At 65.0% G+C, this 13,478-nt stretch carries 13 protein-coding genes and 1 pseudogene; 4 read left to right on the top strand and 10 right to left on the bottom strand.

Translation table 11 applies throughout. The features are described from left to right. Window positions 1-52 precede the first annotated feature (52 nt). A complete protein-coding gene (gene katG, locus GV792_RS01735; RefSeq protein ID WP_375154449.1) occupies window positions 53-2,215 on the top strand; it encodes a catalase/peroxidase HPI in 2,163 nt (720 codons plus the stop codon). Window positions 2,216-2,347: 132 nt separating this feature from the next. Here the strand turns inward: katG and GV792_RS01730 are convergent, their stop codons facing one another. After that, window positions 2,348-3,388, bottom strand: coding sequence for an NAD(P)-dependent alcohol dehydrogenase (locus GV792_RS01730; RefSeq protein ID WP_163821798.1), 1,041 nt, complete (start codon window positions 3,386-3,388; stop codon window positions 2,348-2,350). A 124-nt stretch (window positions 3,389-3,512) separates the two neighbouring features. Between GV792_RS01730 and GV792_RS01725 the strand changes: the two genes are divergently transcribed. Then, entirely contained in the window at window positions 3,513-4,106 is a 594-nt protein-coding gene (locus GV792_RS01725; RefSeq protein WP_163821797.1) for a TetR/AcrR family transcriptional regulator, read from the top strand. A gap of 11 nt (window positions 4,107-4,117) precedes the next feature. Here the strand turns inward: GV792_RS01725 and GV792_RS01720 are convergent, their stop codons facing one another. The 9 genes and pseudogenes from GV792_RS01720 to GV792_RS01680 all read right to left on the bottom strand — a co-directional run bounded on the left by GV792_RS01720 (window position 4,118) and on the right by GV792_RS01680 (window position 11,961). Further along, window positions 4,118-4,696 carry a dihydrofolate reductase family protein gene (locus GV792_RS01720; protein WP_163821796.1) on the bottom strand — a complete coding sequence of 193 codons (579 nt, stop codon included), beginning with the start codon at window positions 4,694-4,696 and terminating at the stop codon, window positions 4,118-4,120. 251 nt (window positions 4,697-4,947) lie between these two features. Continuing rightward, window positions 4,948-5,490 carry a hypothetical protein gene (locus GV792_RS01715; protein WP_163821795.1) on the bottom strand — a complete coding sequence of 181 codons (543 nt, stop codon included), beginning with the start codon at window positions 5,488-5,490 and terminating at the stop codon, window positions 4,948-4,950. 194 nt (window positions 5,491-5,684) lie between these two features. Then, window positions 5,685-5,879: pseudogene (locus tag GV792_RS30280) on the bottom strand (phytanoyl-CoA dioxygenase); the annotation flags it as partial. Window positions 5,880-6,304: 425 nt separating this feature from the next. Continuing rightward, complete coding sequence (locus tag GV792_RS01705; RefSeq protein WP_256673729.1) at window positions 6,305-6,823, bottom strand: DUF1772 domain-containing protein; 519 nt, start codon at window positions 6,821-6,823, stop codon at window positions 6,305-6,307. Window positions 6,824-6,987: 164 nt separating this feature from the next. Next, window positions 6,988-7,506, bottom strand: a complete 519-nt coding sequence (locus GV792_RS01700) for a hypothetical protein (protein ID WP_218581178.1) — start codon at window positions 7,504-7,506, stop codon at window positions 6,988-6,990. A gap of 119 nt (window positions 7,507-7,625) precedes the next feature. After that, window positions 7,626-9,113 carry a S8 family serine peptidase gene (locus tag GV792_RS01695; RefSeq protein WP_163821793.1) on the bottom strand — a complete coding sequence of 496 codons (1,488 nt, stop codon included), beginning with the start codon at window positions 9,111-9,113 and terminating at the stop codon, window positions 7,626-7,628. A gap of 48 nt (window positions 9,114-9,161) precedes the next feature. Then, window positions 9,162-9,821 carry an HdeD family acid-resistance protein gene (locus tag GV792_RS01690; RefSeq protein WP_163821792.1) on the bottom strand — a complete coding sequence of 220 codons (660 nt, stop codon included), beginning with the start codon at window positions 9,819-9,821 and terminating at the stop codon, window positions 9,162-9,164. A 120-nt stretch (window positions 9,822-9,941) separates the two neighbouring features. Beyond that, complete coding sequence (locus tag GV792_RS01685) at window positions 9,942-10,604, bottom strand: DUF6875 domain-containing protein (RefSeq protein ID WP_309138650.1); 663 nt, start codon at window positions 10,602-10,604, stop codon at window positions 9,942-9,944. 79 nt (window positions 10,605-10,683) lie between these two features. Then, window positions 10,684-11,961 (bottom strand): MFS transporter, encoded by a 1,278-nt coding sequence (locus tag GV792_RS01680; RefSeq protein ID WP_163821791.1) that lies wholly within the window; start codon window positions 11,959-11,961, stop codon window positions 10,684-10,686. A 578-nt stretch (window positions 11,962-12,539) separates the two neighbouring features. On the opposite strand from GV792_RS01680, the gene GV792_RS01675 reads away from it, so the two are divergent. Next, window positions 12,540-12,875, top strand: coding sequence for a hypothetical protein (locus tag GV792_RS01675; protein WP_218579806.1), 336 nt, complete (start codon window positions 12,540-12,542; stop codon window positions 12,873-12,875). Window positions 12,876-13,132: 257 nt separating this feature from the next. Then, window positions 13,133-13,453: a DUF1214 domain-containing protein gene (locus GV792_RS01670; RefSeq protein ID WP_163822196.1), complete on the top strand. Its 321-nt coding sequence runs from the start codon at window positions 13,133-13,135 to the stop codon at window positions 13,451-13,453. Window positions 13,454-13,478 lie beyond the last annotated feature (25 nt).

The following is a 13,478-nucleotide window of genomic DNA, read 5'->3' as shown; positions in this document are numbered from 1 at the left end:
GTCTACCACTGAGCAACACACTGCGAGCGTCAGCGAAAGCGAGAGCCCGGCAATCCCCTCGCCTACCCCCAAGGCGAGTCGGCCGCGGTCTAATCGGGACTGGTGGCCGGATCAGGTGGATCTGCAGGTCTTGCATCAGCATTCGGAGTTGTCGAATCCGTTCGGCGCCGATTTCGACTATGCGCGCGAGTTCGCGTCGCTGGATGTCGAGGCGTTGAAGCGCGATGTCTTCGAGGTGATGACGACCTCTCAGGATTGGTGGCCTGCCGATTACGGTCACTATGGTCCGCTGTTCATCCGGATGAGCTGGCATGCGGCGGGCACGTATCGGATCGCCGATGGGCGCGGCGGCGGTGGCGAGGGGTCGCAGCGTTTCGCGCCGTTGAACAGCTGGCCCGATAACGCGAGTTTGGACAAAGCGCGCCGGTTGTTGTGGCCGATCAAACAGAAGCACGGCCGCGCGTTGTCGTGGGCTGATCTGTTGGTGTTCGCCGGTAACTGTGCGTTGGAGTCGATGGGTTTCCGGACGTTCGGTTTTGCGTTCGGTCGGGACGACATCTGGGAGCCCGATCAGGTGTTCTGGGGTCCGGAGGACACGTGGCTCGGCGATGAGCGTTACAGCGGTGACCGTAATCTCGCCAAGCCGTATGCGGCGGTGCAGATGGGTTTGATCTATGTGAATCCGGAGGGGCCCAATGGTGTTCCGGATCCGATTGCCGCTGCGCGCGATGTTCGTGAGACGTTTGCCCGGATGGCGATGAACGATGTGGAGACCGCGGCGTTGATCGCGGGTGGCCATACCTTCGGTAAGACTCATGGTGCGGGTCCGGCGGAGGAGAACGTGGGGCCGGAGCCGGAGGCGGCGCCGTTGGAGAATCAGGGGCTGGGGTGGAAGAGCAGCTTCGGTTCGGGTGTCGGTGGGGATGCGATCACCAGTGGTTTGGAGGGGACGTGGACGCCGACGCCGACGCAGTGGGACAACTCGTTCTTGGAGACCTTGTACGGGCATGAGTGGGAGATGACCAAGAGCCCGGCCGGTGCGTGGCAGTGGATTCCGAAGGATGGTGCGTCGGCTGATGCGGTTCCGGATGCGCATGATCGGTCGAAGTCGCATCCGCCGGTGATGTTGACGACGGATCTGTCGTTGCGGCTGGATCCGGTGTATGAGCGGATCACGCGTCGCTGGTTGGAGCATCCGGAGGAGTTGACCGAGGAGTTCGCCAAGGCCTGGTACAAGTTGCTGCACCGCGATATGGGGCCGGTGTCGCGGTATCTGGGTCCGTGGATTCCGGAGCCGCAGTTGTGGCAGGACCCGGTGCCGGAGGTGGACCATGAGTTGGTCGATGCCGGTGATGTCGCGGCGTTGAAGTCGCAGATTGTGTCGTCGGGTCTGTCGGTGGCGCAGTTGGTGTCGACGGCGTGGGCGGCGGCGTCGTCGTTCCGTGGCACCGATAAGCGTGGTGGCGCCAATGGCGGACGTATCCGGCTGGAGCCGCAGCGGGGCTGGGAGGTCAATGAGCCCGATGAGCTGGCACAGGTGGTGCGCGTGCTCGAGAGTGTCCAGGAGTCGTTCAATTCCGGGCAGAGCGGCAACAAGCGGGTGTCGTTCGCCGATCTGGTGGTGCTCGGTGGTTGTGCGGGAATCGAGCAGGCGGCCAAGAATGCCGGTGTCGAGGTTCAGGTGCCGTTCGCGCCGGGGCGCACCGATGCCACGCAGGAGCAGACGGATGTGGAGTCGTTTTCGGTGTTGGAGCCGAATGCCGATGGGTTCCGCAACTATTACGGCAAGGGCAATCAGCTCTCGGCGGAGTATCTGTTGATCGACAAGGCGAATCTGCTGGGCTTGACGGCTCCGGAGATGACGGTGCTGGTCGGTGGGTTGCGGATGCTCGGCGCGAATCACAAGCAGTCGCAGCTGGGTGTGTTCGGTTCGGCGGCGGGGTCATTGACCAACGATTTCTTCGTGAATCTGCTGGATATGGGCACGAAGTGGGAGCCGTCGCCTGCCGATGACGGCAGCTATGTGGGTACCGACCGGGTTTCGGGTGCGCCGAAATGGACTGCGAGCCGGGTCGATTTGGTGTTCGGTTCGAATTCGCAGCTGCGGGCATTGGCGGAGGTGTATGCCACCGATGATGCGGAGCAGAAGTTCGTCGGCGATTTCGTGGCCGCGTGGGACAAGGTGATGAATGCGGATCGGTTCGATCTGAAGTGATGGCGGGTCGGGGACCGGCTCTCGGGCCGGTCGCCGACTCCCCCGCTCACGGCGCGGGTGTCGCTTCGCGCGGTTGACACGAGGGGCGTGCCTGTTCCGGCACGCCATCAGCGACCCGGTATAGCCGAAACCTCAGGGCACGATGACCGCGCGGCCGCGCAGTGTTCCCGCGGCGAGGCGCCGGTAGGCTTCGGGGGCGTCGTCGAGGGTGAACCGTTCGACGGCGATGTCGAGGACGCCATCGTGGGCGAGGTCGATGAGTTCGATAAGTTCGCTGCGTGAGCCCCAGTATGGTGCGGTAACCGTCGCCTCGTAGGGGCTGATTCCGAATCCGACTCTGGCGGCGGATTTTCCGTCACCGAGTCCGACGATCGTCACATCGGAACCGACGCCGGCCACGGCCATGGCGGTGTCGACGGTCGGCTGGTAGCCGACGAAGTCCAGCACCAATCTCGCCCCACTCGGTCCGGTGATCTTGCGGACGTTGTCGGCGGCCGAGGCGTCGGAGAGCACGGCCTCGTGTGCGCCGACCGACTTGGCGAAGGCCAGTTTGTCGTCGTTGACGTCCAAGGCGATCACTCGCGCGGGTGAGAGGTGCCGCAGCAGTTGGATGGCGACGTGTCCGAGTCCCCCACTGCCGATCACCACCGCCGATGATCCGGGAACTAGTTTGGGCAGTGACCGTTTGATCGCGTGGTACGGGGTGAGGCCCGCGTCGGTGAGCGGCACCGTCGCGACCGGATCGAGGTCACCGATCGGGACGAGATGCCGTGCCGAATCGACGATCATGTATTCGGCGATGGCGCCGGGCGCACCGAGACCCGGTGGATAGATTCCCAGTTCGGCTGCCCGCGAGCAGTAGTTCTCGGCGCCTTGTGCGCAGTGCCAGCAGGTGCCGCACCCCCACGGTCCGTAGACGACGACGGCGTCGCCGATGTCGAGCCCGGTGACACCGGCCCCGACTGCCGCGACGGTGCCGGCGCCCTCGTGCCCGAGGGTGAGCGGCAGTTCGAATCCGATGGCCTCGGCAGGCAGTGACATGACGAAGTCGTCGGAGTGACACACCCCGGCAGCGGTGACCTTCAGCAATATCTGGCCTGGTCCCGGCTGCGGCGTGGTGACTTCGCGGACCTCGGGTTCTGCCCCGACCGTCGCGTATTGCAGAGCCTTCATCGCATGCCTCCCGCTCGATGCTGGTGGCGTCCACGATGCCATGCCCGATCCGCCGGGGTGTGGTGAATCGCCGCGCCATCTCCCGAGCTAACCCATACACTCCTGTACGAGATAGGGTGGTGGTATGTCGACTGTTTCCAGCCCGCGTCGGCGCGCCGACGCCGAACGCAACATCGCCAGGATCGTCGCCGCCGCGCGTGCCGCCCTCGGCAGCAACCCGGACGCGACGACCGACGAGATCGCCAAGGCTGCCGGGGTAGGACGGATGACGTTGTACGGACACTTCCGTACCCGCCCGGAACTGGTCGAGGCAGCGCTGGTCGAGGCGTTCCGGGTCGGTGAGCAGGCGCTGGCTGCCGTCGACCTCAGCGGAGACGCGCGCGCGGCGTTGGCCCGGCTGCTGGACTCCAGTTGGACGCTGGTCGCCGAGTCCGCGTCCTTGGCCACCGCGGCCCAGGGTGTGTTACCGGCCGGGCGCGTGCGCGAACTGCACGGGGCGGCGGCGGCTCGGATCCAGGATCTGATCGGCCGTGGCCAGGGCCAAGGAGTGTTCCGCACCGACCTCCCGATCACCTGGCTGGTTGACGTCGTCCACCACGTCCTACACGGTGCCGCCGAGGACCTGCGGGCAGGCAGGCTGAAGGATTCGGAGGCCAACCGCGTCGTCACTGCCACCGTGCAGTCGATTCTCGCCGTTGCGCCGCCGAACGACCCGTAGGCCCTCGCGGGTCAGGGGTGGAGGGTGGGTCGGTAGGTGAGTTCTTGGATGTTGTGGTCGAGGGTACGGGTATCGATCAGGTCGAGGTCGAAATCGGCTGCGCCTTCGAAGATGGGCGCCAGTCCGGTTGCGCCGGTGATCACTGGGAACAGGGTCACCTGCACGCGGTCGACCAGCCCGGCCGCCATCAATGCCCGGTTCATCGACAAGCTGCCGTGCGACCGCAACGGCACCGTCGACTCCTGTTTCAGCCGGGCCACCACATCGACCGCGTCACCGCTGGCGATGGTCGCATCCGGCCAGTCGAGTGGCCCGGTCAATGTCGATGACACCACTGTCGCCGGCATGTTCACCATCCGGGTCACCCACGGGTCGCGCACCTCTGAGTCCTCGGTGCTCGCCGCCAGCATCTGTGCGAACAACCGATACGTGTTCGCGCCGAGCACCATCCGCTGCGCATCATCGAACAGCCCGGCTCGATGCTCGAGCAACTCCGGGCCCTGCTTGCCCCAGTAGCCGGTCCAATCACCGCCCGCGGCACCGAAGCCATCGAGACTGGAGAAGACGTCGAAGGTGTAGGTCACGGTCATGTTGCCCTCCTCGGGTGCTCGTCGAATCAGTCAGCCATCGCCTAGTGGCGTACGAATCCCTTCACCACGCCCGCAACGGATTCCGATTCCGGCGCGGTGGGTTTCGTCGTGTGCGTCATCTCCGCCTCCTCCGGAAACCCGTACTACAACGTACGAGTAACGAGCCTAACTCGTACACCAGTGTTCGACAAGGGGTGATGCGCGCCGGTCTGCTGATCGCGTGACTTCGCTCCGCCGGTGGGCGGTCCGGCCTACCAGACCAGGGTCAAATGCGGGATCCGTACGCGACCGAAGAAGCGTTTGTCGATATCACTGCCATCGCGGTTGTAGCCGTTCATGATCTCGGCCAGCTCGTCGGCGAGTTCTTGGAGAGCGGGGCTGATGATGTCGATGCCGTCCTCGTGCACCCACCCCCAGTCCGGCGGGATGTTGTCGATGGTGACGTCGATGCAGCTGTGATGGGGCGTGTCGACGGTGTAGGTGATCTGGGATGGTGCATCACCGAGCGGGTCGCGCAGGGCGGGTTCACCCGGGCGGGTGGCGCCTGGGGCGAAGGTGGCGCGGGCGAGGACGATGTCGTCGCGGATCATATCGGCGATACGGTCGATATCGGCGTGCCGGCCGACACGGTGGTGCCGATTGCCGTAGGTGCGATCACCCACGGGCTCGTGCCCGGCCTTGGCCAGGATCCGGTCGAGCATGCGCTGGGCGGTGGCGCGTTCACCGTCGCCGGTGTTGGGGTGCTCGATGAGCGCGCGCAAACGGGAGATCCGCACGGTTGCACTGGTCGCCATCGTCGCAGAATATCCGAACAGTCCTGGTCAGCGGCGTAACGCTCGCCGGATGGCGAGTTCGACCGGTGAACATGCCCTTCGGGTCCACCGAGGCGCAGTGGTTCGGCAGGAGCGAGTTTGGGATGGCTGAGGATGCGGGGCGCCGAGCCACGGTTGGGTTGACCGGCGTGGACGAGGAACGGGTGACACAGGTAGACGTCACCTGCGGCGCCGGTGGCATAGGTGACCTCGCGATGGACGGAGGCGGCATCGGCGCGGGCGGCGAGGGTGCGGGCGTCGAGACCTTCCTCGCCTGCGGGTGCGAGGACTTGTGCGACGTCGTGGTGTGAACCGATACGCAGGCGGGTCGGCGCATCCTGCTCACCGGAATCGGTGAACAGGAACAGCATCAACAGGGCACGGTCGCGGGAGGCGATGTTGGCACGCCAGGTGAGGTAGTCGGTTGGGGCGGATTCGGCACCGGGATAGCTGACATCGACGTGCCAGCCGTCCAGGACGGCGGTGTAGTCGGCGGGGAATCGGATCACGAAGCCGCCGAGATCGTTTCGTGGCCGCCACCGTTGTGGTCCGACGAGGGTGTCGAAGGCGGCGTGCAGGGCCGGTGTGTTCGCGGCGTCGATGAATAGTTGCTGGTCGAAGTCGCCGAGCCCGACCACCGGCCCCGACCAGGTGCCCGGGTGGTCGGGCTCCGTCGGCCTGTGCAGAACCGGTGGCGCGCAGACGATCACACAGCTGCGGCTTGGCAAGTTCGACCGGTGATCGCGGACCAGAACGCCCGCGCCACCGCAATCTGCGCAAACCCGGTGGTTGAAGATCAACTCACGAGGGCATGCTCGCCCGAGGAACTCGCTCGCGCCTCCGCCAGCACGCGGGCACGGTAGATCGAGAACACCGCAGCTATCGCCAATACCGCTGTCGCGAGCGATGCGGCGATCCGGAATCCGTGTCCTACGAGGAATTCCGTCGCCGCCTTCTCGACCTCCTGCAGGGTGTGCTCGTCTCGTTCGCCGAAGATGCTCGCCCGCGGCCACTGGTAGAGGATCGACAGGAACTGACTACCGACCAGGAATACCAGCGATGCGGTGATCCACCCCCGCGCCTGCCGCGCCCACAGCGCGACCACGATCGCGATCATCGCGCACAGTGTCATCACCCCGCCCATCGGGCGCATCACAGCTCCGATATCCACCACGGTCATGAACTCTTCGGACAGCGCCAGCGACTCCGGTATGTCTCGAAACATGTTCGGATACAAGAAGATCGTCTCGGCGGCAGTGACCGCGAAAACGAGACTGGCAACCGTCGCATAGGTGCCGATGGCTGCAAGTGGCATCGTGGTTGACCTCATACGGCCGACGTTACGACCGCCAGTGCGCCCACACATCCGGCATCGTCCCCCAAAACGGGTCAGGGTGGCCCCTGAATGGCGTGACTGCGCGGCGGCCGGCGGCGGAATCTGCTTGTTCGCCGATCGCAGCGGATGGGTGGGTCTCGCGCTCAGTGGTGCACGACTGCCCACGCGTCGCGAAGAAGTGCGGGGGCCAGGCTGCGATGCTTGGCGGAGAGGGTATTCCAGATCGGTTCGGCGATTCGCCGGTCGTAGCGGATGACGGTGGCGAGTGCGCACTGCGTGGCATCGACATAGATCACCAGGTTTCCGGTGAGCATCCAGGAGCGCGCTTGCAGAACCAGCCAGTTCTCGCCGCTGCCGACGATCGGCCACCCGGCAATGTGGGTCGGTGATCGTCTCGACGACAATCGCAGCCCGAGCAGCACACGCCAGATGAACTGTCCGGCACGCCCGGCGACGTCGTCGAGCGCTGCGCGAGCCCACTGATGTGGCGTGCCCGCCGACGTCGCGTCGGTGGGCAGGATGAACAGGTCGGTGTAATCGGGGTCGGCGATCGCGAAGAGGGCGCGGATGTCGGTGGGAATCTCGTGTTCCTGGAACGCGATTGGGCCGTCGCCGGACTGTTCGGGGGCCTCGATGTGGTCGGTGCGTGGCTGGTTGTCCATGATGTGGCCTCCTCGGCCGGTCGGCGCTGCCGATCTATCCGGTGGCGTACAGAAAGAATGTAACCCCATCCATACGCCACCGTATAGTTGATCTCGGTCACGTCACGCGCCGACGACGGTCACGAATCCGCCGCGGAATCTCCGATCAACGCGCGCACATCGGGCAGCGAGCCGATGCGCTGACTCGCCGGCCGCCCCGGCGCCTCGGCCTGCGCGGAACCGGTGGCGCGCAGCCGATCACGCAGCTGCGCTGGGGTATGACGGCCGGGGCCGGCGGCGAGCAGGCCCTGATAGCAGGCGAGCGCACCGACCACGATGGGTGAGGCGCTGGAGGTGCCGCTGAAGGTATCGGAGTACCAGAGGTCCTCGTCGGCGCCGCCCTGCAGGTCGCCATAGCCGGTGGTGGTGACCTCACGGCCCCAGCCCTGCGCGTCGAGGCGGGTGCCGTAGTTGGAGAAGTCCAACCGCGAGCGCGCCGGACCGTGATCGCGGCCATGGGTGCCCGGCGGTGGTGCGCCCGCCCCGACGACGATCGCGCCGGAATCGGCGGCGCCACCACGAAACGGATTGCGCCACGACGACGGGAACTGGGCAGGCTTGCTGTCATAGAGCGCCGCGTCCAGATCCTCACCACCATTGCCCGCGGCCTCCACCACGACAACCCCGCGGCCCACGGCGTAGCGTATGGCAGCCCAGTCATCGGGCCACCATTCGATCGCGATGTAGCCGCGCTGATCAGGCCGCCCGGCATAGTTGTGGCGCGGCCCCGGACGATGCAGCTCGATCAGCAGAATGTCACCGGCACCCAATGCGTCGGCCGCAGAACGGATCGCCGCCGCTGACCCACCACCGCCGAACACCGACACCGCCCGAATCCCCGCCTCCGGCGCGATGCCGGTGACACCGAATCCGTTGACGTCGCCACTGATCTGCCCCGCGACAGCGGTGCCGTGATTGCGCCACCCCAGATCCGGTGATGGACTGCCACCGATGACCCCGCCCTGATTGTCGAGCAGATCCTCATGGGTGAACCGCCACGCGCCCTCGACATCGATGACACGGACACCTGCGCCGCGCCCACCGGGACGCGTCCACGCCCACTGCGCGTTCACCCCCTCCGGTGCGGCTCCCAGATAGCCCTGCCGTGGCCCGAAATCCGGTGTCACCGCTGGCGGTTCGGTGAGGGTGCGAGCAGCCACATCAGCGACGGTGCTGCTGATCGGCGGCGCGAGGGGCGGTTCGGCCGGCGGTTTCACATACGCGGCCGCGACAGCATCATCGGCACGCAACCGGTCGGCCTCGGCATCCAGATCGCCCTCGACGCCGCGGACGGTGAAATAGTTCAGCAGCTCGCCGCCGCCGGGTTCCTGCGCGGTGCCCACCAACCGATGCTCCAGGCGCCGCGCGGGCCCGAAGACCCGGGTCAACGCCGCATTCGGTAGCAGCTCCCCCAGCCGCGTCTCGGTCGAGGTGGTCTCGCGCAGCGCGGCAGTGTCGATGGCTGTGGCGGCGCCATGGGTGACGACGACCAGTTCGGCCGGAGTGCGTGGCGGCGGCCGGAAGCCGGACGGCCCGAGCGAATTACGACGCTGATCTGGTGATCCCATGCGGCAAGTCAACCCGCTGCGCGGCCGGCCCGCCAGCAGTTCGGCAATTCAGTGCCCGATGGCGTGTCCGCTGCCGGGTGGCATGACGATGGTGGTATCGGAGGCGGACCGAGGTGGCGGCGGTGGCGCAGGCACCGGTTCCATATGGGGCGGTTCGTCGGCCGGTGCCTTACGGGCGGTGAGGATCTCGGTGATACCGAGAGCGATCATGCAGCTACCGGCGGTGGCGGCCAGGATGTCGACCGAATCGAACGGAACGATCGCCACGACTATGCCGACGGTCAGCGTGCACAGTCCGATGATCTCCTGCACGACGCGCCCGGGGGTGTCGTCCTCGTCCCAGACCGCGGCGATCGCATGCACGACACCGCGCACCGCCCAGGCCACGCCCAGCCACATCGCCACCAGCAGCACCCAGTCCCCGCTGCGGAACGCCAACACACCCGAGACGGCCGACACCACACCCCCGACGCACATCAGGAACCTCGGAAAACGCCCCAACCGCGACCCGAACGCGATCGTCAACTGCAGCACCGCTCCCAACAGCAGATACACACCCACCAGAGTCCCGACGGTCTTCACCGACTTATCGGGCCACATCATCACCGCGACCCCGAGCAGCACCGAGCAGATACCGATCACCAGGACCGTCTGCCGCACACCGCGACCCAACACCGACACCGGACCCGAATCCTCGTAGGTGGGCATAGCGACATGATATGGCCGGCACACATCGTTTGCCGAATAATTGCCACAATCGCCCGGTCAGGGAGCTATCGCCGCTGCACGGAATCATGCGACTCAGATCCGACACCAGCCTGGCCGTGTCTAGTCCAGTCGCTGGTTGATTTCGTGGATGCGGAGTTCAGCGATCGCCTCGGTCAGGTCGCCGTGCACGTGGAGCCGCTCGGCGATGGCGCGGCGCAACCGGGCCGGAAGGTCCGGGGCGTACTGCGACAGATAGGCGTAAAGCCATTCCGGACTGCTGGCCAGGAACGGGAAATCCGATTTCATCATCTTCCGAACCACCAGCATCGGCATGGGCGAGTCCAGCGGGAAGAAGTCCTTGTTCCACAACCCGGTTTGTTGGCATCCCGGATAGAACTCACCGAGCATGAGTCCCCGCTGGACGAACTGCGACTTGCGGGCAGACTGCACCGCTTCGATCAGGCGGCAGTCGGTCAGATCCGGAAAAATCGTCACCACGGTGTGCAGCGGTGTGTTGTTGTCGGTGTCGATGAGATCGATGTAGATGTCCATGGCGTCATCGACCATGTCCTGCATGGCCTCCACGGTCGGATCGGTGTCGCCGGAGACGAACGCGGTCCAGATGGTGTGTCCCTTAACGGCCTGCTTCACGAAGGGGCACACCGCGCCGGTGCGGCCGAGACTCTGGTGCGGGCGGATCAGATAGTCCTCGATCCACGAGATCAGACCTGGCGCCTCGGGAAAACGGCTGGCGCACTCGTCGACGTCGTCGTACAGGCTCACCCAGTCCACCCCGGATCGCTTTCCGATACACGACCGCGCATTCATCGTGGCCGTCGGGGAAATGTAGCTCGCGACCGAGTTATTCGACATGGTTACTCCGCATCTTGATTCCCGATACTGTCGCCGCCACTCCGGCGAACAGCGAAAAAAGCACGATGGCGATCCAGAAAATCGACGGACTGTGCAGAACGCCGAAGGCCCCGATGCCAGGTCCGGTCGCGAATCCGATCGACTGCGCACCGGACAGATAACCTTGGAAACGCGTGTTCTCGGAACCGGATGAAATGTTCGCCACGGATGCGTTCACCAGGGGGACGAAAATAGCTTCACCGATGGAGAAGATTACGAATCCGATGATGCAGACGGCCCAGTCGGTCCCGATGCCACACAGGGCGAGTCCGGCGCCGTTGATGAAGACCCCGAGCCCGAAGGCATGATTCCATCTGATTTTGGCCACCAGGAAACTCAGTGGCAGTTCCAGAAAGATGATGACGGCCGGGTTGATCAGGAACAAAATGGTATAGAGCCGGTCACCTTGATCCAGTCTCTGAACCGACAGCGGAATACTGCTCAGGCTGGTGGCATGAATGAGCATCGCGATGCCGAAGACGATGACGATGGCCCACAGTCGTACCCGACGGTAGGGATCGTATGACCGGTCCGGCTCCGACGCCGAGGTCGACTCACGGCTACGCCGCCGCCCGGCATACCCCATCGCTGCCGCGATTCGCGACCGTTGACGCGACAGCATGATCGCCGTCGCCAGCGATCCCATCGACGACAGGACGAAGATCGGCGCGAAGTTGTGCGTGCCGACGATACCGGTGACGGCCGGAACGACCATCGTTCCGACGTTGAAGAAGATGCGGTAGAAGGCGAATGCCGTCAGCGTGCTGCCCGCATAAGTCGACTCCGTCACAACGGTCGCGGCGGGTCCGATGAATGACTGTGTCACCGCCACGCTCAGCGAGGCGATGACGATGGTGATCATGGGTTCCGTCGGCACGAACGCGAGCGAGAACAGCAGCGGCGCGTTGAGGACGGAACCGGCGATCATCACGTTCAACGGCCCGAACCGCAGCGCCGACCAGCCACCTGCCAGCGAGCCGAGGACACCGGAAACTCCCACCGCCAGCAGTGCCAACGATATCGCCGAAGCACTCAGTTCCATCGACTTATAGAAGACTGCCGAAAATAGTGCCAGGAACCCTGTCGTCCGGTTGAGGAATGCGGCAATCGAGGCGAACCATACTTCGGCGGGAATCGATCTCGAGCCCGCCGTGTCATTGACGACCGTGACGGCTATCGGTTCCTCGGCATTTCTCTTCTCGAAACCAACCTGGCCTGGGGGCGCCATATGAGCTCGCGATCTATCTCAACTCGATCAGAGAAAGCTGATGAGAATAGCTGTTTATCAACGAAGTAAGAAAGAAGAATGAGAACGGACAAACCATTGTCGACGTTCACGCAGCATCGAGCGCGGATGAACCGCGATACCGGGAAGGTGGATGCTCAGTGGGTGATGAATTCCCGATCGGTGTCGAACTACTCCTCGTCTGACATTACGTTACGTGCTGTAACAAAGCAGACAGTATCGACAGGTGGTACGCCTGTCAATCGGAACAGAATTCTCATCCTAGGGAATATTCTTCGAGCGGGCGGGCGGCTCGATCTGATAGGAGACGGTTTCGCTCATCAACACGGAAGCTGGTGGTCGACAGGATGATCGAGACGCTCGACCCCGAACCGACACATGGCGTTCACCTCGTATCCACGAGTAGGGAACCACTGTGCGATGTCAGTCTTCGTCAGGTCACGAGGACGTTCGGCAACCGGTATCGGCTCCAGATCGGTTGCGGCGAGCCACGTTTGTCCCTGACCGGGCCGCCGCTCGCCGTCAACGGGCCGTGGTCATAGCCAGCGATCGAGCGGGCCGTGCCTTACGCCGGGCCCAGCAGGGAGCCGATCCTCCGCGCCGCGGACCGTCCGGGGATCCTGGTGCGCCGCCATCTGGAGGTGTGCGTGTTCTCCCATCTGGCCGCCGAGTTGCGCTCGGGCCGATATCGCCGTGGCCGGGGTGGACCCGTTCGCGAACCCGCACGCCCCGACGATCTTGCCACGATCTCCCCGGACTTCACCCACACCATCCGACGCTTCGGCGACTGGATCCTCGACCTGTCACCGCCCGAACAAGGCCCGGTCACCCGACTCGACCTGGTCCCCGGCGCCCCGTTCACCGGCGCGGTGACGTGTCGAAAGGCGGTGTGGTGACGATCGTTGCGATGCGCACTCCGGGTGACCAGCGGTAGAAGTCTTTCACCGCGCCCGTGCAGCGCCATCGTGGTCAAAGGCTCAGTGAGCCGGGCGAGACCACCCCCTGCGGGTGATGCGGTCGCTTCTGACGGCGACCAGAGTAGATCGAGACGAGGCAACGCGCGACTTGATAGGGGCGCCCATGGCGAGCGAGATCGGCCCGAATGTTTCAGCGGGGTTGACCACCCCGAACTCGATGGCTCCCGACCTACAAGCTGGTTCTTCCTTCTGGGATACCCGCGGCGAAGTTCTGGTCGATGACCCTCTACGACGATCAGACCCGTTCGATGCTCGTCACCGACCAGCGGTTCCCCCGGGCCGGGTCACAGGCCTATCCCACGCCGGCCGCGGTGGCTGAAGCCGACAGCTCGACGGTCCTCTGGTTCGCACCCGAGCAGCCAGCAGGTGTGGCGCGGGGCAACTGGATCCAGACCGGGCCAGGTCGCGGCTGGTTCGCGATCCTGCGTTTCTACAGCCGCACCCCACAGTTCTTCGACCGAAGCCGGCCGCCTTCAGAAATCCTGCCGGCGGATTGACCTCGCACCCCCACCCAGACCTGCC

This window comes from Nocardia cyriacigeorgica (genome assembly GCF_010868145.1).
Classification (GTDB): Bacteria; Actinomycetota; Actinomycetes; order Mycobacteriales; family Mycobacteriaceae; genus Nocardia; species Nocardia cyriacigeorgica_D.
This window is presented reverse-complemented; position numbering and strand designations above follow the sequence as displayed.